The sequence below is a fragment of the Olivibacter sp. CPCC 100613 genome (genome assembly GCF_036959255.1).
Lineage (GTDB): Bacteria > Bacteroidota > Bacteroidia > Sphingobacteriales > Sphingobacteriaceae > Olivibacter.
Window position 1 is genome coordinate 168,226 of the sequence record NZ_JAWMTI010000007.1, and the last position, 23,610, is coordinate 191,835.

Annotated in this window: 11 protein-coding genes; 4 read left to right on the forward strand and 7 right to left on the reverse strand. The window is 42.3% G+C overall.

Going from position 1 to position 23,610, the window contains the following annotated elements; translation table 11 throughout:
• Position 1: 1 nt before the first annotated feature.
• The 3 genes from RYH73_RS20120 to RYH73_RS20130 all read right to left on the reverse strand — a co-directional run bounded on the left by RYH73_RS20120 (position 2) and on the right by RYH73_RS20130 (position 8,506).
• Positions 2–3,271, reverse strand: coding sequence for a SusC/RagA family TonB-linked outer membrane protein (locus tag RYH73_RS20120; protein WP_335315279.1), 3,270 nt, complete (start codon positions 3,269–3,271; stop codon positions 2–4).
• 497 nt (positions 3,272–3,768) lie between these two features.
• On the reverse strand, positions 3,769–6,639 hold the full coding sequence (locus RYH73_RS20125) for a glycoside hydrolase family 2 protein (RefSeq protein ID WP_335315280.1): 2,871 nt from the start codon (positions 6,637–6,639) through the stop codon (positions 3,769–3,771).
• A gap of 88 nt (positions 6,640–6,727) precedes the next feature.
• Complete coding sequence (locus tag RYH73_RS20130) at positions 6,728–8,506, reverse strand: alpha-L-rhamnosidase-related protein (RefSeq protein ID WP_335315281.1); 1,779 nt, start codon at positions 8,504–8,506, stop codon at positions 6,728–6,730.
• Between the two features lie 704 nt (positions 8,507–9,210).
• Between RYH73_RS20130 and RYH73_RS20135 the strand changes: the two genes are divergently transcribed.
• Positions 9,211–10,506 carry an acetylxylan esterase gene (locus RYH73_RS20135; protein WP_335315282.1) on the forward strand — a complete coding sequence of 432 codons (1,296 nt, stop codon included), beginning with the start codon at positions 9,211–9,213 and terminating at the stop codon, positions 10,504–10,506.
• A gap of 117 nt (positions 10,507–10,623) precedes the next feature.
• A complete protein-coding gene (locus tag RYH73_RS20140) occupies positions 10,624–11,013 on the forward strand; it encodes a hypothetical protein (protein ID WP_335315283.1) in 390 nt (129 codons plus the stop codon).
• Between the two features lie 30 nt (positions 11,014–11,043).
• On the opposite strand, the gene RYH73_RS20145 is transcribed toward RYH73_RS20140, so the two are convergent.
• The 4 genes from RYH73_RS20145 to RYH73_RS20160 form a co-directional block, all read right to left on the reverse strand.
• Complete coding sequence (locus RYH73_RS20145) at positions 11,044–12,390, reverse strand: rhamnogalacturonidase (protein WP_335315284.1); 1,347 nt, start codon at positions 12,388–12,390, stop codon at positions 11,044–11,046.
• A 294-nt stretch (positions 12,391–12,684) separates the two neighbouring features.
• On the reverse strand, positions 12,685–14,067 hold the full coding sequence (locus tag RYH73_RS20150; protein ID WP_335315285.1) for a glycoside hydrolase family 88/105 protein: 1,383 nt from the start codon (positions 14,065–14,067) through the stop codon (positions 12,685–12,687).
• Between the two features lie 420 nt (positions 14,068–14,487).
• Positions 14,488–16,014, reverse strand: a complete 1,527-nt coding sequence (locus tag RYH73_RS20155) for a RagB/SusD family nutrient uptake outer membrane protein (protein ID WP_335315286.1) — start codon at positions 16,012–16,014, stop codon at positions 14,488–14,490.
• A gap of 10 nt (positions 16,015–16,024) precedes the next feature.
• Complete coding sequence (locus RYH73_RS20160; protein WP_335315287.1) at positions 16,025–19,207, reverse strand: SusC/RagA family TonB-linked outer membrane protein; 3,183 nt, start codon at positions 19,205–19,207, stop codon at positions 16,025–16,027.
• Positions 19,208–19,565: 358 nt separating this feature from the next.
• Between RYH73_RS20160 and RYH73_RS20165 the strand changes: the two genes are divergently transcribed.
• Both RYH73_RS20165 and RYH73_RS20170 read left to right on the forward strand, forming a co-directional pair.
• The gene (locus RYH73_RS20165; RefSeq protein WP_335315288.1) at positions 19,566–20,681 is read left to right on the forward strand and encodes a hypothetical protein; all 1,116 of its coding nucleotides are present in this window, start codon (positions 19,566–19,568) and stop codon (positions 20,679–20,681) included.
• Positions 20,672–23,539: a glycosyl hydrolase gene (locus tag RYH73_RS20170; RefSeq protein WP_335315289.1), complete on the forward strand. Its 2,868-nt coding sequence runs from the start codon at positions 20,672–20,674 to the stop codon at positions 23,537–23,539. The genes RYH73_RS20165 and RYH73_RS20170 overlap by 10 nt, the downstream gene beginning before the upstream one ends.
• Positions 23,540–23,610: the final 71 nt, after the last annotated feature.

The following is a 23,610-nucleotide window of genomic DNA, read 5'->3' on the forward strand; positions in this document are numbered from 1 at the left end:
GTTAAAAGGTTAAGTTAGCACCTACGACAATACTTTTTGTTCTTGGATAAGCCGAATTGTCTACGCCTCTGGTGAGAATAGACCCCGTAGCTGATACCTCCGGATCATAACCCGAATAACCGGTGAACGTATGGATATTGTTCAAGGTGCAATAGATTCTTGCATTATTAATGAAAGCCTTCTGTAACCAGGATTTAGGCAAAGTATATCCCAGTGTGATGTTATTGATGCGCAAAAAAGAAGCATCTTCCAAGTAGTAATCCAAGGCATCGGTGATGGCAATATTGTTAGGCGCATTAAGGCTCCACATGGCCTTTTTGTCATGCTGATTAGGATTCAATTCCGCTAAACGCGTCAAATCACTTGCTTGCATACCTGTGGACGGATCAATTAAAGTGAAGCGGTTGTTCATGACAGACATCGAGTTTTGATTGGGTAGATAAGGTCCTATATAGCGCTGGGAGTTCATATTAAAAACTTGGTTACCGTAACTGAAATTAAGGAATACACTTAAATCAAAACCCTTATAGGCAAACGTATTATTGATACCGCCGAAATATTTAGGTTCAGGGTTACCAATAACTGTCCGGTCATTAGTGGACCAAACCGGGTTGCCGTCGGCATCGGTCTCACCACTAAACGCTACATACTTAACATCCCCCGGCTTTATAGATGAACGCGCCTTCCCTTTCAAAGAAGCCACACCATCTTTTAAGGCATAACTGCCATCACTGTTTTGGATAAAATCATCGGTTGTATAAATACCATCGTATTGATAGCCATAAAACAGTCCGACCGTATTATTGAGCTCTGTCCAGAAATCCACGCGCGAACTCAAATTGGTGCGCATATAATCACGATCGCCACCGAAGAGTGATAATACTTTCGATCGGTTAAAGGAGATATTTAAACTTGTTGTCCACTGAAAATCGTTTGAGCGAACATTCACTGTATTTAGCAGGAACTCAAAGCCTCTATTTCTGATGGAAGCCACATTTTGATTTTGGCTGGTATAACCCGTAGAAGTAGGTATGGCAACACTGATGAGCAAGTTTTTGGAGATGTTGTTATAATAGTCGGCCGTAAGGGATACCCTATTTTTAAGAATAGAAAAGTCTAAGCCGATATTGGTGGTCTGCGTCTTCTCCCATTGTAAGAGCGGATTACCCAGCTTACTCGTAGGTTTTAACCCATTAACCTCTACATTGTTAATGGCATAGGTGGTGGATTGATACAAGGTAGTATAAGTATTATTCCCGATATCGCAATTTCCAGTCGTCCCGTAGCCCACCCTAAACTTCAGCTGGTCGAAGAAATCGATGTTCTCCATAAATCGCTCTCGATCGATGTTCCAAGCAGCAGATGCAGAAGGTAAAGTACCCCACTGCCGACCAGGCATAAACTTCGATACACCGTCTCGGCGAATGGTAGCCGTTAATAGATAGCGATCATCGTAGTTATACATCAAACGGGCAAAACCGGAGACCAAACCATAACGTGATTTATCAGATGAGGGGCGATCAATCCTTCCCGCCATGCTGACGTCGTTCAAGCCGAAATTATTTTCAGGAAATTCATAATACGTATTGTTTAATGACATCGACTCCTCATAAGTTGTCTCCTGTCCCAACACCGCATTGAAATTATGTTTATCAAACGATTTTTTCCAAGAAAGGGTATTGACGATTTGCCATATAAACTTTTCACTGTTGTTACGACTACCATAAGGTCCTTTATTATTTTGCGCCGTTCGAGTACGACCATCGTCCCAGTAATCGCTACGTGTTTGTGTCCATTGGTAGCTTCCGGCGGTACGAAACGTGAAGTCGTTGAGAAAATCCACATTCAAGCCCATATTGACTCCCGCTAAACGGGCATATTTCGTTTGGGTAACGGCATCATTTGTAATAATCGGATTATAGATATCGTATTGGGAATCCTCTGCCTGCAGCTCTTCTGCTATATCACTTTGAATTAGTTGTTCATCCGTAAACCGGATACCACCCGTTGGAGGCTGCAAAACAGACATTTTGAGCATGCCGCCTAAGGAGCCACCACCCTTTGTTTTAGTGGCTTGCAAGTTTGTATTGAAATCAAGACTGATCCCCTTTGCTAGTTGCTGATTGAATTTAGCACGGACACTATTTCGTTCATAACCTGTTTTTGCGAGAATTCCGTCCTGGCCGGTAAAATTATAACTGACCATGAACTTCGTTTTCTCAGAACCACCATTGATATTTACGTTATGGTTCTGCAAAATAGCTTGATCTCCAAACACCAAGTCCTGCCAATCGATGCCGGCCCGTGCCCCATAGTCGCGTGCAATCCGATCGTAAGCTCCAGTATAGAAGTCGGTACTAGACACATCACCACCAAACATGTTCGCCCACTGGCTTTCTTTACCGGTGAGTGTTTGGAATTCATACTGATATTTCACATACTGCTCTGTGTTCAGTAGATCAAGCCTACTGCTCAGCTTTTCAAAACTGAAATAGGTATTATAATTCACCTCTGTTTTACCAGATTTACCTGACTTGGTGGTAATTAAGATCACACCATTTGCTCCACGGGCACCATAAATGGCGGTAGCCGATGCATCTTTTAATATTTCAATAGATTCGATATCATTAATATCAACATTGCGCAATGCATTTTCCATCTGGAAGCCGTCAACGATGTACAGTGGGTTCGTTCCTTGCGTGATGGAAGTCCCTCCTCTTACAGTGATATTAATATCAGCTCCGGGAGCCCCGCTTTGAGTCACGACATTGACCCCGGCAACCCTACCGGTAATCGCTTGTGCTGCGTTGGTTACTGGTATATTCCTAATTTCGCTCCCTTTGACCGTACCAACTGCTCCCGTTAAATCCCGTCTTCTCGCCGTTCCGTAACCAATGACGACCACTTCATCCAAACCTTGACTATCTTCTTCCAATGACACGGTTGATACTCCTTTTGCAGGGACTTCCTTACTGTGGTATCCCATAAAGGAAAAAACCAGTACGGCATCTTCGCCGGCTTGTAAGACAAAGTTTCCGTCCGTGTCGGTAGTAGTTCCCTGTTTTGTACCTTTGACAAAAACAGATACCCCGGGCAGCGAGGCGCCATCCTGACTACTAATTACTTTTCCACGAACAGGTTGTTGCGAGAAAGCGGTGGGCAGCAGTGCATAAAACAAAAGAACAGTAAATAAACAGTAAGTCCGCAAGGCATTAATGCGCCAAGGTAACTTTAATTGCCCTGCATACATTTTAGTAATTTTTCGGTTCATAAGTTTAGTTTATTAGATTTATATCAGTTGAATCGGGATGTATCCGTTCAATAATTAACTCACCTAACAAGTGATACTACAATCGAATGGTATTGGTTAGTTTATGTCGATTAGGTCGTTGTTAGCTGAACACAATATTAAAGAGTGAAAAAAGGTTCCGCATCCTGTAGTGTCCTGTATTAAGGAGTCAACAGAATCAAAAAAAGCCGCTGTTCTAAGTAAAAAAGCATCAATTTAACCATGAGTTAAACTGCGCAATCGTTTCCGGAATTGTTGAGTAGGGAGTAGTTTAGTAGAGAAGTTGTTGATTAGTTAATTAGGAGTAGTTAATAGGAAGTAGTTAATGTGATAATTAGCCAATGTGATAATGTGATAACCGAACAAAGTGAGTTCATGACCACAAAGATAAATAGATTGTTAATAATGATAGCCCGCCTTCCAACAGGCAGATGCGAGCTTAAAGCCTATAACCTATAGCTTAAAACTTGCAGCTTGAATTAATCCGTCAACACATTTACTTTCGGCATCTCAAATTGTTTGTTTTCCCCATTCACTTTTGGAGTTCCGAAGTAAAAATAAACCTTTCTTTCGATAAGCTTTCCATCGAGATGGTTCAATTCACTTTGTGGTCCTAAGCCTTTCGTATCGGTAGTCATGTTCAATGCCAATTTTGTACCAATAGGGGGTATGGCGTCTAAAAAAGAAATATCACCAATTGGTAGATCCGGATGTGGTTTTGCACCGGTCAAACCATAAAAATCGAACAACCTTACATATTGATCTTCGTCGGGAAAGGACATATAGAATTTACCTTCAACGGTGTTCATTTCCATCCAAGTGACATCCGCGTAATAACCTTTAAATTCGGGATAGCGCCAAGGATAACTACCCGTTTGCGTATTATTATTCCGATTCTTCCAAACGTTATAGGTAGTTCCCTGCAATCTGTTTTTCCAAACCCGATAGGGCCCTTTTCCAAGCCATTTGACTCCTAAAACAAAGTTCTCGGGGTAAGAAAAGCTGACACCGGCAAATACATGATCGCCATTCAGGGTATAGGCATAGTCCATTTCCAGCCATCCGGATTTATCCATTTTCCATTTGATATACTTTAAATCACCGTTGTATGACGCTTCCACAACAGCAACATGACCTTCCTGATAATGCTTTACTGATACGGCCTTTGCTTGTCCGCTCACTAAAACAGGGCCGTCTTTAAAAGAAAGTGCTTTACTATAAGCATTCGCTAGATGCGCTAATAGACCTGTATTTTTATGAATTGAGACCGTTATACCATTGGCCGTTAACTGTATCAGGCTATCCTTTTCCTGCATGTTAACTGTTCCGTCGATCGGCTCATCAAATTGATGAACCGCGAGTTGCTCATTAGGTTTGATTTTCCATACCCAACGATAGATTTCATTCCCTTGGGAGTCGAATGCCGTTAAAGCCAGGGCATCTTCGTTAGACCAATTTGCTGGTAAATCAATAGACAAATGACCGGTTGCTAAAGGTGCAATAGTGGGAAACCTGCCCTTTCCGCTTGATACAGTGGTAAAGCCTTTACCATTTTGTAAGGGTTTGTCAAAATTTAAGAGTTCCCATTTAAAAGTACACTGATTCAGGTTCGTAAAATGATAGCGATTTTCTACTGAAATACGCCCATCAAAATCAGGAGGAAGTTCCTTCCCGTCGATTTTAATAGGTGCATAAATTTCCCGGATTGCATTCACACTACCTTCATGTTCTCTATGTGGCCCGACCAAACCATCCGGTGCATTCACGCCGTTCACATCTATTTTGTTTTGCTCATCCGTCCGAACTAAACCCTCATCTACTAAGGCCCAAAGAAAACCACCGGCACCCCTTTTTGCCTTCCAGTGCAATTCCCAAATATCGGCTAAGCCCGCTGCACCCCCGCCATCGTCCTGAGCGTGAAGAAACTCGGTAGGCATATAGATATTGGTATCGGCCAAAATTTTCTGCGTACTGTAATAATCTTCATAATGATTACAGTCGATCCCATTAAAATCATTGCCAGGACGATGATGCGCGTGAATTACCGGTCGTTTAGACAAATCATATTGATCGAATAGGGCATCTAACTCAATATTATGTCCCCCTTCGTTACCATTACTCCAAAAGATGATGGACGGATGATTTAAGTCGCGCAGAACCATTTCCTTTACCAATTTTGTTCCCACCGGTGTTGCATAAGCCTTTTGCCAGCCCGCTAATTCATCGATAACACAGAGTCCTAAAGAATCGCAGATATCCAAGAAAGACTGATCGGGCGGATAATGTGAGCAACGAACCGCATTCATGTTCATATATTTAATGAACTTCACATCTTCCAAATCAATGGTGGAATTCACCGAACGCCCTGTTTCCGGCCACCATACATGTCGGTTTACACCTTTCATTTTAATTTTGGTACCATTCAGATAGATTCCATCTTGCTTACGCACTTCGATGGTACGGAAACCGAATTGCTGCCACATGGCATATACCAAGCTTCCGTTTTTATAGAGTTCAGTTCTTACACGGTAGCGATTAGGCGTTTCGGCAGTCCATAAAGCAGGATTATTCACATTGGTATTAAATGACACGACAGCGTCCCCTTTCTTGGCCGTGGCCTGCAGCATATCCACCGTTTTGCCCTGCTGATTAATGATTTTTGCCTTCAGCGTCATTTCTTCCAGCACGCCTTCCAAATGCGCCTGCATACGAAAAGAACCGTCAGCCTTTGCATCAATGGCTACATAGTCTATAAAAGATGCAGGCACAATTTCTAAGTACACCGGACGAAAAATCCCACCGAGAATCCAGTAATCGGCCAACCGTTCTGCATTGTTAACTGACGGATCAGCTGACATCTTACTAACCGTAACTTCTAGTTGGTTTTCCTTTCCGTAGCGGAGTTTATCACTTATATCATAACGAAAGCGATAAAAAGCCCCCTGATGGATCGGACCAGCGGATTGGCCATTTATTTTCACCTCCGCATCGGTCATCACCCCTTCAAATACAATAAACACTTTTTTCCCCTTCCATTGTTGGTTGACCGAAAAAGTATGTCGATATACTCCTTTCTCGTCATGAAAGCGAAAATTCTTTCCATAAGTAACATAATCACGGCCATAGTTATAATCGCCATAACCCTGTTGTTCCCAGTGAGAAGGAACTACAATCTTGCCCCATTTACCACTATTACGTCCCCCTGAGCACCAAAAATCCCATGTAACCGTATGTTGATTATCTGTACCTGATAGGTACTGAACCTGCTTTCCGACTTCTTGAGAAGACGCGGTGTACAGACCAAAGGTCATGAAAATAAAGAATAAGAAGGTTTTATGTGCTATAAGCATACTCCGGCATTTATTTATATGCATTGGCTATATACGTTAAAAATAAGAGAATGAGTTAAAAGACTATTCTGAAGCATCTTGCAACTATCTATTTAATTATTTTAACACCTTTCGGTGCCTTTACGGTAGACTCAATCGTCCCGTTAGCCCGCCTACTATGCTTAATTTCAATCAGCCCATACGGGGTAGGAAAAGTACCTTCCACCCATTGTAAGTCACCCAGATGTGGTTCGATTTTGATGACCTTACAACCAGCTTTCAAAATTTTCACACCCAGTATGTGTTCACTCATCCAAGCGGTAGGCCCGGACGCCCAGCCATGGCACAGGCTATGTCGAAACCCGGGATAGCAATAGGCGCCGAAATCTCCGTGTATATCCTTTTTACCTGACACCGGCATCTCATCAATACGCGTAGCATTTTTTGTCCAATCCAAATTAAAATCTTCCCAGAAGGTAGTCGCTCCCATGTCCAGCATACCCCCCCAATATTGACGAATAATATCAATAGCCTGCTGATATTCACCCGCCTTCGCTTGAGCTTGCAACATATAATAGCCATAAAAAGTAGAGAAATCCTTGGCTCCACCTACCGAAACCACCTCATCGCAAGCCTTTTTCGGATCCATAATTCCTGCGATTGCCATTAAGGAAGCGGCCTGCTTTAATTGATGATGGTCTTTTACATATTTATTCATACGTTCAACACAGGCACGCGCCTTCTCCGCGGCTGCAGATTGTCCTAAAATTCCACATAATTTGGCGGCATCTTGCATTGCCCAAACAATGAGTGCTCGATAGCCTGCTTCTACCCCTTCCTTGTTAGGTGTAGACGGCCAATCCAGAAAGCGCTCTGCAGCCAGCTGCTCCTTTCCATTCACATCAATTTTTCCATCGATCAAGTCAATTAAGCCTAAAATGTAATTCTCATGTTTCTTCAGAAAATCCAGGTTACCACTATGTTGGTACCAGTCGTATTGAATGATCAAGTACCATAAAGAATATGCGCTCATCCCATTCAACCATTGCGGTAAGGGATATTGCTGACAAGCTAGGTCCAACGTTTTTGGCACAACCTCATTATTGCCAAACACGCTGGTGATCGTAGAAATTTCAGGATGCATATCCCCAAGCCATATCAAGCGATCCCGCTTAATGCCATCCCATACATATTCTTGCATATTCAAATGCACGGTATAGGCTCCCGTTAGCCAAATTTTATTGAGCCGTTCATCGTTACTTTTAAATGATCCCAAATAAGGTATATCACGGTATCGCAAAATTGCCCTCGCCTCTTTAATATGGATGGTGGTATTCTTCTGCAAGAGGTCAATACGAACAAAGCGGAACCCGGTATTACCGATCTCGATCAGGCCGTCTCTAGGTATTTCCATGGTAATATCTCTTTTCGCATGATCATCCGTAGCATAACCAACGCCCCACTCATAGTTTCGGGTTTGACTATTACATTCACCAACAGACTCGCCAAATCGGATCCGCACTAAAGATGGTTCGCGGCGTGTAGACCCTCCTAATACAAGTTGCAAACCGCCATGTATTTCTTTCCCATAATCTAAGAGAATCGACGCCACTTCATTCTCCGTGGACACCATTTCGCACATATTTTTCCCGCCCAGCTCGGTTTGACTATTCCCTTGCTTCAGCAATTCCTCTTCATGGCTTACCAACGTGCCATCTCCAGCATATTTCCACAGCACGCGCTGCGGCGAGATAAACACTCGTGTCAATTCATCTTTTTGGACTTTTCCATCGTATATTGGTTCAAATACGGGAGGTAACTGCGCCCATAAAAGGTGGGAGACACCGGTCCATAAACATAATTGGATTGTGAGAAGGAATGATTTCATACTTACTATATTGGCTTTAATCGGTTTTTATTGCGTATATAATGACTTAAAACAAACATACACATAAACGCTATGCAATCGCAACCTGCGCCGTCCTGACTTAGGGATTACCTTTTTAAAAAAGGAACATTTTTTTTAATCAACTTTATCGTGTTCTTTTTGTCTTAACACAAAAAGAACCAAAAAAGTCAAGGCTAATGTAGGCTACCTTGCACCTGATTGCAAAACATCGTTAGCGCGTATTGGAGCCGTTTCACTTCCTCAATCCGCTTGGATGTTGTAATATGAGCAGAAGTGCAAATGCTTTGCTGCTCGTTGCGTCAGTATCCTCCAAGGCCGTTTTTCCCACACACTGGGCCTTTTTGGTTATTCGCAGGAACCCTCCGTTCTACTTAAAATGCCACATCGGATATCCTGCGGTTTGCAGGTTGATGCACTACCGCTGTAGCGGGAGATCCAAGTGGCGAGTTTTTTGTTTTTTTTTTTGCGGAAAAAAAGAAAAACAAAACGTTCTTTTAATATTTTAATATAAACACCTTCTGCTATATGTTAAAAGCGAAATTATTAGAGCGTCCTGATACTTACATCTTGATACTTATCGGTTTGAAAAAAATCGAAGATAACGATTGAACAATATCGAATTCTCATTACTTTAGCAAAAGTAAACGACAACCTTGCTATAATGGCATTATTAAACTTAAATTATGACTATGCGATTTATTAATTTATTGACCTTTCTTCTCTTCGCAATCGTTTTTCGAGTAGCAGCGCAACCCAGTGAGCAATTTATTAAGGTGATAGTAGCACCCGATCATGAGAACTGGGAATACAAGCTAAATGAACCGGTGAAATTCACGGTTACCATTCTTCAAAATGGCAATCCATTAAAGAATATTCCTTTGCGTTATGAGCTCGGCCCGGAAAAAATGCCGGCACTTAAGAAAGATTCGCTGTTGTTGACGTCCGCGTCCTATACCGTTAAAGGTGAAGGTATGAAGCAGCCAGGCTTTCTTCGCTTAACGGCCTATGCTTATGTGAATGGCAAAGCATATAAAGGCCTCGCCACGGCAGGTTTTACCCCAGAGAAAATTGAACCAGCCGCTCAGCTGCCGAATGACTTTGCTGCGTTTTGGGACCAAGCCAAAAAAGAGCTGGCGGCAATCCCCTTAGATGCAAAAATGACGCTATTGCCCGAACGATGCACAGAAAAAGTGAATGTATACCATGTTAACATGCAAAATTATGGCGACTCCAGGCTTTATGGTATTCTATGCGTACCCAAGAAAGCAAGCAAGTATCCAGCGATTCTCCGAGTGCCGGGTGCAGGTGTCAGACCTTATAATGGCGATATTGCAATGGCTGAAAAAGGATTTATAACACTCGAAATTGGTATTCATGGCATACCGGTAAACATGGATCCTGAACTTTATGCCAGTCTTCGCTTGGGAGGTTTGTGGAACTACTTTAATTACAACCTGGATAATCGGGACCGTTTTTATTACAAACGTGTTTATTTGGGATGTGTACGAGCAAACGATTTCATCAGCTCATTACCTCAGTTTGATGGTGAACACCTAGCTGTTATAGGAGGTAGTCAGGGAGGAGCACTTTCCATTGTGACCGCCTCTTTGGACCCACGTGTCAAGTTTTTGGCTTCCTTTTATCCGGCACTCAGCGACTTAACCGGCTACTTAAAAGGACGAGCCGGCGGTTGGCCACATTACCTGGATTCGACAAATCGATCTGTTAATGAAACCCCTGAAAAACTAAAAACCATGGGTTATTATGATGTGGTTAATTTTGCTCGACAATTAAAAGTACCAGGCATCTATTCATGGGGCTTTAATGATGAAACTTGCCCACCAACTTCTTTATATGCCGTGTATAATGTAATCCAGTCGCCAAAACAACTATATCTTGCCTTGGAGACCGGACATTGGACTTATAAAGAACAAAATGAGGTTGTAGGTGAATGGCTGGAAAAGAAGCTTGGCAGGTAGGAATTTTAACAGCTGAAGCTAACATTAAGAACATTGCCTCAGCTATCGCTCTTTTTCTGCAGAGCAGTTGTTTTTAAAAAAGGAACGTTTTTTTATCAACTTTTTCTTGGCAAAAAGTTGAACAAAACCCAAGGCTGTGTAGGCTACCTTGCACCTGATTGCAAAGCATCCATTCCGCGTATTGGAGCCGTTTCACTTCCTCAATCCGCTCTGGTACTGCAATACGAGCAGACGTGCAAATGCTTTGCTGCTCGTTACGTCGATATCCTCCAAGGCCATTTTTCCCACACACCGAGCCTTTTTGGTTATTCGCAGGAACCCTCCGTTCTACCTAAAATGCCACATCGGATATCCTGCGGTTTGCAGGTTGATGCACTACCATTGCAGCGGGAGATCCAAGTGGCGAGTTTATTCGCGTTCCGTTCATTTTTGGCGCTCATGAGCTCCCTAAGGTCGGTTTTTGTTTCTTTTTTGCGGAAACCACGAAGTAGCATGAGTGCTTTTTAAAACAAACAATAACGAATAAAAAGAAAAATCTTATTTCACCGCTTTCTTATCATTTACAATGATATTCTTCAATTGTAAACCTCTGATGAAGTCAAACGCGACATCACTTTCATTTGGCGTTGAAATGGTTAAATTTTCGAATGTAAAATTGGAAAGCGTGTATTGTTTGGAATCGTTGATATGAAGAAAACGATCACAGGTCACCTTACAATTGCGCATGGTTAAATGGTCTACGGAAGATTTCGGTTCCGGTTGTCCTTTCAAATCAAAAAATTGCGTCCATGCGTCGATGGTAAGAAAATTGCGTGCAGTGCCGTCAATATCCTCTACCCATATGTTTTTATGTTTTTGCGGTGTATCGGGCCGCATTTTCAATCGAAGCACATAGGAGGTGTTTTTTACGGTACAACGCCTCATAATGACATTGTCGCTAAAAACCGACTCGCTACCCAATGTAAGAGACGGACAGTTTTCGATCGTATTATCTTCTATGATGATATTGCGATTAGCCCCATTATTTGGGTCCTTATCGGCTGTTGGCCCTTTACCACCCTTTAAGCAAATACCATCATCATTTACGGATATATAGCAGTTTTTTATTAACACATTTTGACATACATCTAGGTCAATGCCATCCGAGCTTGGCGCACGAACTTCACTTCCATTGTTTGAACCTGCAAGAATACGCACACCCAAAATCTTTAGGTTTTCGCATTTGTAATAATGCGAGGTCCAGAAAGGTGAATTAAGCAACTGAACGCCTGATACCTGCACATTTTTACTATTCGATATATATAATAGCCGTGGGCGCTGTTCGTCCATATTGGTGCATTTCGGGTTCCACTCGCGGCGAAGCCAGAACGCCTGCCAATAACGTAATCCATTGCCGTTGATTATCCCTTTTCCTGAAATCGTAAATCCGTCCAAACCATCGGCATTGATCAAGGCAGCAAAATATTTCAGCGACTGCCCTTCAATACGGGTAGTAAGCACTTTAAAATCAGCAATATTATCACTGCATTTGAGCGTTGCACCCTCGTCTAGATATAGATGTGTTTTAGGTTTGAAGAAGAGTGATCCCGTGAGGAAAACGCCTTTTGGAATAACAATAACACCACCACCATTTTCAGACGCCTTGTCAATAATTTTTTGGATACTTTCAGTTTGTACGAGGGTGCTATCGGCGTTTACACCGTGATCGGTAACGATGTATTCTTTCCCCAACGAATTGCGAACGATCTTACTTGTATCCGAAAACCAAGTAGGTATAGGCGTTCCATCAGGAAAATTTTGTGCATGGAGCTTCCCTTCATTTTTAAAAAGAAGGAAATAGAATAACACCGCTAAAACGAAAGTAATCGGGCTTTTGTATCTCATTTTTTCAGATTTCTATCATTAGGTTATTTATCATAATCCGTATACATCCAAAAAAAAGAGATTCTCTCATTAAAAGCAACCTGTACCGTCCTGCATATTGTATAAAGGCGCAAACAGACACCACAAAACACGCTAAAAATCAACACTTTACAATTAATAACTTTTATATTACTTCGAAACTATTTATTGGGCGGTTTAAAAAAGGTCTACATCCTACTTGTCTATGCCGGGGACAACACCTAAACGTGCTGCATGTTCAGCAATAATAACGAGAAACCTTCATTATATGAGCAACTATTTAAGCATCTGCACAGCACTATCATTAATCTCAAATGGATGCTCCTGTAATAAGCGGTAAATCTCGGCGCCCGCTAGCAAAACCGGTCCATACCCGTGTGCAGCAAAATTGCTGATCGGACGATAATAGTAAAATGCCGGGTCAAAGCCCATACCCGTTCCCACACAGGTACCCGTTACCTGTCCTTGTTCTGTTACTTGGGTATTCACCGCATTCCAAGCCAACAGTGCCATAGGCCCATAAGCTTTCGCATCCAACCAACCTTTATTAATGGCTCGGGCAATGCAATATGCATAAATGGCCGTGGCAGAAGTTTCAAGATACGAATCGTTTCGATCCAGTAACTGATGCCAAAAACCTGTTTTATCTTGCCTTTCCGCAAGCCCTGCTACATGACGATGAAGATTTTCAAGCACGACCGCCCTTCCTTGAAAATCTACGGACAATACATCCAACAATTCCACTTTTGTCAACAGCGCCCAGCCATTCGCCCGCGCCCAATGGAATTGTGGATGAGGGTCCATATCCTGTACCCAACCGTGCATATATAGTCCTTTTTCGGTATTAAACATACGCTCGGCAAATTGCTTATACTGTTTCAGTGCCTCCTCAAAATAACGATTGTCGCCCGTCAATTTACCCATCTGTGCCAGCGCAGGCAGACTCATATATAAATCATCCAACCATAAGGTGTTAGGTAGCGGTCGATTACGTGCCAAGGTTCCATCTTGCAAACGGAATTCTTTGTGCAAGATGTAATCTACATAGTTCTCTACCAAGGGTCGTATATGAGCTGTCTGCGCCCCTGCGTCCAGCGCTTTTATCATGGCTGCAGCCATGGAGCCGGCGTCATCCAAGGCATGTGGTTTCAGCACGCTCCGAACAGGAGTAGTAGCATCCTTATGTTGACGAAGACGTTTTTTATACTGCTCGGCAACAGAACCAATGAAATCAAGTCGCTTTATCGTATAATCCTTATACTTTTGATCGTCCGTTGCCAAAGCCACTTCTAACATACCCATATAAGTCACCCCCCACTCGTAACTAATCAATCTAAAATCACCGGGTTGGAAGATGCTGTTCTCATTTGCCTGCTTTAGATCGACTACCTTGTGAGTAGACTTGTCTATTAAAGCTACCGGCGTAGCGGCATCTAAATATCGGTAAACTTTGTCAAGCGTCTTTTTCACATCTTCGGGTTTTGTTTCACCATAAGGTGTATCATAATCGGGCTTAAGCAGGTGTAAGGGTGCCGTGGCGTCGTTTCCGCCCTTACTAATATATTGTGCTTTTAAAGGTTGTGAAGACAAGCAGATCAGCAAGTGGCATGCAGTTAATAGAACTGCTATTCGAAATGGCACTGGTTCCATAAAGATCATTCGTAATTGGTTAATATGAACACTAATTTTTAACATCAGTAAATAGATTACAAGATACTAATTTCGGAGATATCAACTGTCAGGCACTGTCCTGATGAACAAGGTAGTTTCGGCCTAAACAACGAAGCTACCTTTCGGCAGCCTCGTTGAACCAACATGAACTAAAGATCTATAAGATGTTTTTGTTACCAACCCGGATTCTGCATACCCCCCAGAATTCTGTATGGCTTGTTTCTCTTCTGACGACAAAACGGCCTCACTATATTCCTCGAGGTAAACCTTCTCAATATGAATTTTAAGAAATTTTTCTCTATTGCTGGCAAAGTAAGTTTATATAATACGTTGTCTCTTTATCTACAAATTCTAAGTACTTAGATCGTTCGATCATTGAGCCCGCAGCTACTTTTACTAACACTAAGATCAATATCCCTCGTTTTGTTTCCAGTTGCTCCTCGTATTCAGCTCATTTTGAGGTATTGGAAGTAATAGATCACGCCTAGTTGGTAATTGTCCATTTGTATTTGTATGATAATGGCGTGCAAAATTACTCAAGGTATTAACTGCTTCATCTTCACCCCATCTTACTAAATCAAAAAACCTTTTACCCTCCCCTATAAACTCGAATTTTCGTTCTCTTTTAAGGTCATCTAAGGTTGGGCTCCCGGATAAAAGTGATAACCCAGCACGTGTTCTGATCTGATCGATATACATTTTTGCTTCTACGGCCTTATTATTCATAATTAATGCTTCTGCATATAACAGTATCACATCTGCGGGTCGAATAATGGGAAAATTACGTGGAAAATCGTTCCAGGAACTTATTTTTTCATTCGTGTTATCCTTTTCCAGAAATTTCGTGATAACATTTCTAGAAACCCAGCTTCTATTTTCCGTATCTAAGCTGCTCCAATACCCTGTATCAACACTTGCAACCAATCTTTTATCGTTATTATTAATCATCTCACGCACGAGCACACTATCTACTCTCAAATCTTGTCCTTGCTGGCTATAGGTTGGGTAAGTCCATTCTGGAAAAGGGGAAGCCCCTGATCCGGAATTTGTAATATATCCAGGAAGGCTGGATCCTAAACCAAGATTGCCTGAAGCAAATTGTATAGAAAAAAGATCGTACTTGTTTTCATTCTCTAAGGTAAACAGGGTACTATAGTCCAGATTAAATCGCTGATTTACTTCATTAATGATACCCGCAAGTGTGGTTTCTGCTTTTTCATAAGCACTATGATCATTTAGCGGATAGCCAGCCATTGTCATGTACACCTGTCCTAGTAACGCTTTTGCTGCCAGGCTGCCAACTCGACCAGCATCCTGTCCTGTATAGACTGGATCCAGATGCACTGCAGCGTATTCCAGATCCTGAATAATCTGCGTATACACGACTTCTAACGGCTCTCTGGGCAATGTGATGGCCGCCCCATTTTCGATCGGTTGAGTCACAATAGCAACAGGCCCAAATGACCGTGCTAATTCTGTATAAGCATAGGCTCTTAAAAAAGAAGCTTCAGCTCTATAGCGTAGGTATTCATCTTCTTTCGTATGCGCCAGTAAGTTATTCGCTTCCTTGATCATAGCATACAAGCGAGAAAAAATGCTAACAACTGTACCCGAGAAGGGAGTTATTAGGTATTTCCTTAAATCCAATTGATCGTTTTGAGCAGAAGTTTCCCCTCCCCCAAGATACCTTATATCAGATCGATCTTCGGATGCCAACAAATAGTAGTCGGTAGCAAAATCAGTATTCGTACCATTTTTACCCAAACGAGCATAAATTCCTGTCACAGCCTGTTTGATCTCCAATTCACTGCTATAGAAAGAGTCGGAAACATTATTCTCTATAGGCTTAATATCAAGGATATCCTTACAGGACTGGCTGATACACAATATAAAGAGTATAATGCCATATTTTTTTAATTGATTTTTCGTTTTCATGAGTTCAGGATTAAAAAGTCGCGTTTAAACCAAAGGAAAGTGTTCTAGCTTGCGGATAAGCCCCCCAATCGGCAGAAGCATTATCTTGTGTTGCTGCTTCAGGAGAAAACCCTGGATAATAACTATCCCACATATACACATTGTCACAAGAAGCATAAACACGCAATCGGTTTAGGACTTTCCCTTTCACTGGAATATTATATCCAAGTGTGATATTTTTTATTCTAAGATAACCGGCATCATACATCCAATTCGTATCATATTGGCTGGTTACCGCAGAAAAGAAAGCAGGCACCTTACCATCTCCCGGCTCTTCTTCTGACCAATAGGCATTGGTAAGCCATTGATCCATGTAAAGCCATCTCACATCATTTGTTGGACGATTCCATCCTCTGGATCCGATGGAAAGCAGATCGCCCCCTAATTTACCCTGAACAAGTATTGACAAATCAAGATTTTTATATGAAAAAGTATTCGTTAAGCCGTACTCGAAGTCAGGTTGGTAGTTGCCTGCTATAATATAATCAGCTGCATCAATTTTATTATCGCCATTGGCATCCCGGTATTTGGTATCGCCTGGACGCTGTCCGGAATAAATAGGTATCTTAGCGATATAACTTCCATTATCGCCACGATCGAAATCGCTTTCGCGAAGAACTCCGATCGCGTCTAATAAATAGTATGAGTTAATGGGGTTTCCGACCCGCTGTATGATTGTACTTCCCTGCCCTAATCTAATATCAGAATTGTCACTACCGAGGCTAGTTATTTTATTTCTGTTGATCGATATGTTGAAGGACGTATTCCATTTAAAGACACCTACTAGATTGGAGGAGTTCACCATCAATTCGATTCCTTTATTATCTACATTACCAACGTTATCCAACATATTGGAAAATCCTGTAATAAGTGATACAGGAGCTCCTAATAGTAAATTACTTGTCTTTTTATAATATAGATCAGCAGTAAGGTATAGACGATCTCTAAAAATCCCTAGGTCAATCCCAATATTATAACTATCCGATTTTTCCCATCCAAGCATTGAATTGGAGATATTTCCTAAAACGAAGCCATTGTTTAAAGACTGCGCATCTCCAAAAGGATAGTTTAATGGCGTCATGTTCGACAGAAATTGGGAGTTTCCAATGCGATCATTTCCTGCTTGCCCCCAACTTAACCTTAATTTGGCAGTACTCATCCACGACAGGTTATTAAAGAATGATTCTTCATTTATTTTCCAAGCAGCCGATAGCGCTGGGAACCAGCCCCAACGATTTGCCGGGCCAAATTTGGATGAGCCATCGCGCCGCAACGATGCGGAAAACAAATAACGATTTTTATAATTGTACTGAACTCTTGAGAAGAAAGAGACCATGGCGTTTTCTGCGGCTCCTATCCCGTTTGTAGTCATCACAGTCCCTCTGTTTAGATCAAATACCCAGGTTTTGTCGTCTGGAAATCCCGATTGCCCCTGATCAGTACTTTCATCCCAATAGCGCTCTTGGCTTGCACCAATTAAAGCCTCGATACCATGATCTCCAAAAACTCTATTATAATTTAGTGTCCCCTGCGCCAATAGAGTGTGACTTACTAAGGTCCTTTTCCTGGAAGAAGAGCGCTCACCCGGAGTTGAAGTATCCCAGGTACCTTGAATCCAAGTAGGACTGTAGGTGCGTTCTGAGTTTCCTCTATAATTCCATCCTACTAAACCATTTGCCGACAGCCCATCTAAAAGATCGATCGTCATGTTTAAGGCCGAATTAAGACGTGTATCCTGGTTTGTCCTTTCATTATAAACGGCCTGAACGTATGGGCTTACATTATTGCCTCCCGGACCCCATATATCATAGAACTTATAAGGATCGGCTCCGGCCATTTTGCCTGATCCGGCCAACACCCATCCAGGAAAGCTCAAGGATCTAGCTACGGCATTGTCTTTGCCATCAACGTTGGCACCCTTACGAGTTCCTAGCGAGGGTGCTAAACTTAAGCCAACCCTTATGCGGTCGTTAATCTTTGTCTCCAGATTAGCCCTTAACGAATACCGTGTAAATGAGGACCCATGAACGATACCATCTTGGTCAAAAATCCCTGCTGAAATGGAATAATTGGTTATATCGGTAGCGCCGGAAGCATTTATTTGAAAATCATTCACCGGTGCCGTACGAAACAATTCGTCCTGCCAATCGATGGGCTCTATGGCATCCGTACCCCAGTAGGGATCGTAAATTCCATAGGATGTTCTTATAGTTCCTAATTCCTCTCTAGTAGTATAGGTGGTGTTATTGATATTTTCAGCATAAGCTATCCGATCAGCTTGACCCACCGCAGCACTTAAACCGGTGGCATTTACCCACTGCCTATCCAACCATTTTTTATTAAAAGACACCCATTGATCTGCGTCCATTACATCTACCTTCCGCTCTATGTTTGACAAGGCGGTATACCCACTAAATGAAATTACCGGCTTTCCGATCTTTCCCTTTTTGGTGGTTACGATTACAACACCGTTGGAGCCTCGCGATCCGTAAATAGCCGCTGAAGCAGCATCTTTCAAGACATCAATCGTCTGAATATCGGCTGGGTTAATCCCCGATAAATTATCTATGGGAACCCCATCGACCACATAAAGCGGTGTAGATACACCATTGATGGATGCCACGCCGCGTACGTTGATCGTGATATCACTACCGGGCGATCCAGAAGTGCTACGAACGGTTACACCAGCCATTTGTCCTTGCAACGCCTGTTCGACACGGGCTACCGGCCTTTCTTTGAGCTGCTCAGCATTCACACTCGCGATAGAGCCAGTGAGATTACCCTTTTTCTGCGTTCCATAACCGATAACTACCACCTCGTCCAATCCTTGATTATCAACCTCTAATGTAATTTGAATGACCGCTTGATCATGAAGCAGGTACTTTTTCTGTTTATAACCGACGGCACTGAAAATAAGAACATCACCTCGTTCGGCAGGTATTGAAAAAACGCCTTCTGAGTTAGTCGTTGTACCCGTCTGTTTACTTAGTATTTTTACAGATACCCCCGGCAAGGGTTCACGCGTTAAGGAATCCATTACTTTTCCCCAAGGTTCTAATGGCTGCTGGGCAAAGGTTGTCGAAGCATAAAGAGCTAAAAAAATGCCTAGCAAGAGTTTAAGCAAAGCATTAGATTGCAATAGGTTTTTCTTCATTTGTTGATTAATTAGTAAAATAATTGGTTTCGGTATGTCTAAATAAATGTTATAGAGACATTTACTAACGAAAGAACAATATTTGCAAAGTTGGTGCAACCTGCCCCATCCTGTACTTTAAGTGAAATATTTCTAGCAAAACTATTTGGTTGAATAAGGAAACGTTTTAGCAAAAATGAGCTCCGATCAGGCAAAAATCTACGCAAACGATTCCGATAATACATTGCTTGCAAGAACTCATAACAGTACAGGATGGGATTTCGTATCAAAAACCCTTCTTTTGAAAGAACCAATGAACACAATGCATTATAAATGCCTTAATTAAACTGTCTTTGAAAATTCATAGGCATATAACCTGATGATAAGTAAGAAGAATATATCGACATGCGGATTAATTGCCTTGATCATGCTACTCTTCCCTAGCATAGTTCCGGCATTGGCTCAAATAGCAACATCTGATAAGAATACCGACCCACAGAAACAAAAGAACGTATTAATTCGTACTGCCGAACATATTGGCCCTGTAATCGGTCTGGATCATCCCGATGTTTTATCCAGTAATAATCGTGCTGGTTTTGAAACCGGACAGGTTGTAAAGGTTGATGGAACTTATCATATGTTCATCAACGAAATGTTTGACCGGCCCCATCGGGATATGCGTATTGCTTATTGGACGAGTCAAGATGCCGTTCACTGGAAGCGACAGTCGACACTGGTCGAAAGTATTCCCGGTAGAAGTCCGTCTAATCCTCGATCAGAGGTGTGGGTAACTGCTGTTGAATTTAATGAAGCGGAAAATGCATGGAATATATTCTATGTTGCCTATCGAGCAGGAGATAAAGAAAAGGGTGAAATTGAAGGCAATGATTATGCTGGAAGAATTTGGCGTGCCAAATCGGTTATGCTTGGGCCTCAGGGTATCGCCGGGCCTTACGCTGACATGGGGATCGTTCTACAACCTGATGAAAACACACAAGCTTGGGAGGGCCAACAGGCAGTGGCAACCTTCAATCCTTATAAAGTTGGCAATCGTTGGTATGCTTTTTATGATGGTCACAATCATGTACCCAAAGGACCTTGGCCTACGGGTATGGCAACAGCAGCAAGCTTAGATGGCCCTTGGACAAGAATGCCCGAAGGACACAACCCGATTCCGCTTACAGAGGTATTTAATGAAAATGCACAGGTTACGGAATTAAAAGACGGGCGTTATCTAACCGTTTTCGATTCTTTTGGCGATCAAGAGATCGGTTATAGTCTCTCCGATGACGGAATACACTGGAATCATGAAACGCGCATCAAAGTGCAGTCGGAAAAGAACCTTTGGGGTGACCCGGGAGATCACGCGATGCGCACCCCGCTCTGTGCAATTGAAGAGGATGATGGTACATTTACCGTTATTTATACCTCATTAACTACCGTTAACGGTAAAAAATTCTACGCTGTTGGGAAATGTACACTCGCATGGAAATAAGAACAATCCTGTTGCTTATACTGGCCCTTGTTTTATCGGCTTTTCGTCGTGACGAACCGGTAAAAGAAAACAGCAAGTTGCATTGGCCGACGATTAAGCAGGAAATGAAACCTTGGACGCGCTGGTGGTGGTTTGGTAACGCCGTCACTGAAAGCAATTTAACGGCGGCTTTGGAATCCTATAAAAAAGCGGGGTTAGGAGGCGTTGAAATAACGCCAATTTATGGCGTACACGGAAAGGAAGATCAGTTCATCGACTTTTTAACTCCCGCCTGGATGGACAAGCTGGATTATACACTTAAAGAGGCCCAACGATTAGGACTGGGAGTGGATTTAGCAAACGCTTCGGGTTGGCCCTTCGGAGGCCCTTGGGTAAATGATACGATTGCCTGTAAAAACATGGTATCAAAAACATTTAGCCTAATGGGCGGTCAACGCTTAAACGACTCGATAAAATACATACAAAAAGCACTTGTGCGTGTTGCCGGCGACAAGAAGGTAGACGTAAACAAGCTCAAAAAACCGATCACGGCCAATGAACATCTCCAAGCCTATGCGTTCGACCAGGTTCGTTTTGAAAAAGAGCTTCCCTTGATCCTACTTACGGCCAATAAAGTAGGTGCTCAAGGATTCAGCGAGGTTATTGATATAAGCAATAAAGTAGTCAATGGAAAACTGAAGTGGACAGCCCCAGAAGGTAAGTGGGTAATCTGTGCTCTTTTCCAAGGAGATCATGGAAAAATGGTAGAACGCGCGGGTCCCGGAGGTGAAGGAAATGTGATCGACCATTTTTCAGCGGAAGCGCTTAAAAAATACCTTCAACCATTCGATGAGGCCTTTAAAGGGCATGATCTTCAGTATCTACGTTATTTTTTTAATGATTCGTATGAAGTAGACGATGCCCAGGGACAAGCAAATTGGACACCAGCATTTTTTACTACATTTAAGAAATTGCGTGGTTATGATCTCACAAACTATATTCCCGCCTTATTAGGACTTGATTCGCCCGAAAAGAACAGCCGGGTTTTGTACGATTATCGCTTAACTATAAGCGATCTCCTTTTAGATGAATACACTAAAAATTGGCAGGGTTGGGCCGCAAAAAAAGGCAAAGGAATTCGAAATCAGGCCCATGGATCGCCTGCCAACGTGCTCGATTTATATGCTGCCAGCGACGTTCCGGAGATTGAAGGCACAGAAATCGTCAATCTCAAAAGTGCTCCATCAGCGGGTCATGTTACGGGAAAAAATCTGATATCCTCCGAATCGGCTACCTGGCTTAATGAACACTTTGAATCGAATTTTGGAAATATCAAAACAGCTCTCGATCAATTATGGCTCGCGGGTGTTAATCATGTATTTTATCATGGTACCGCCTACTCTCCGCAAGAGGCCAAATGGCCGGGATGGTTGTTTTATGCGGCGGTGCACTTTACACCAACCAACAGCCTCTGGGCCGATTTTGGTGCCTTTAATCAATATGCAGCCAGAACGCAGGCTTTTCTTCAAGCGGGGAAGCCCTCGAACGATATATTACTTTATTTCGGTATTTCCGACCTTTGGTCAGAACCTGGAAAGCAAATGCTACTTCATTTTCACTCTAATCGCTTTTTTGACGAGCTGTCCCTTAAAACGTGCGGAAATTATCTCAGCAAACAGGGTTATTCGTGGGACGCAATCAGTGATCAGCAATTATTAAACGTAAATTATCAGCATTCATCGCTCCAAACGGGCGGTAATCGCTATAAGACCGTTGTGATACCTGAAATGCATTATATGCCTATCGAAACCTTTGAAAAGCTTTTGAATCTTGCCAATCAAGGGGCCAATATAGTCTTTTATAAGAGGTTACCCGATAATGTACCAGGACTTGCCAAGTTCGAAGAAGCAGAAAAGCAGATGAATGTATTGAAAAATCGCCTGTTTTTTAGAGAAGATGGGGACAACCAAACGGCTTATTACGGAAAAGGCCGTGTTATCATATTAAACGATTTGTCAGACCTCACAAAACATACCCAAGTCTTAGCCGAAAACATGTACACCTATGGACTTCAAAGCATTCGAAGGTTAAAAGCAGACAATAATTATTATTATTTCATCAACAACCCCTCTGATAAGGCTTTTAAAGGCTGGGTAACGCTCAATGCCGATTATCAATCGGTAGGTTTATACAACCTCATGACGGGCACGGACGGGTATGGCAAAACACGAAAAAAAGGCGACAAAACCGAAGTATATCTACAGCTAAAACCAAAAGAATCCCTTGTAGTAGAAACCTTTAAAGATACTAATATCGGTCCTCTTTATCCTTACTACGAGGTGATGGGACAAGGGATTCCGCTGTCAAACGATTGGCAAATTACTTTTCTGAAAGGTGGTCCGACCCTTCCCGGCAATATAAATACCAAGGAATTACGATCTTGGACAACTTATGGCGAAAACTATACAAACTTTTCAGGAACGGCTTCCTATAAAACAACGATTCCCAAGCTTCCTACGAAAGCGGATGCTTGGAGTCTGCTTCTTGATGAGGTGCATGAAAGCGCTTCAGTTTATCTGAACGGAAAATACCTGGCCACTTTATTCAATAAGCCCTATTGCATTGAAATTCCCGCTAACCTGTTTAAAGGCAACGATGAATTAGAGATAAAAGTTTCGAATCGTATGGCCAATCGAATTGCCGACATGGATAAAAAAGGTATTCAGTGGCGAATCTTTTACAATACAAATTTCAATGCCAGAAAAAAAGAGAATGTGGGAGAAGATGGAAAGTTCACTGCAAAAAACTGGGAGCCGACGCGATCAGGTCTTGTAGGTCGGGTTAGCTTAATCCCTCTTCTCAACAACCTTTCCCAATAACTCATCACACCTTAGCACAGTGCCGACAAAAAGAGCTTAGCTTTTCACCACCTCCCCGTTTATTTTGCTAA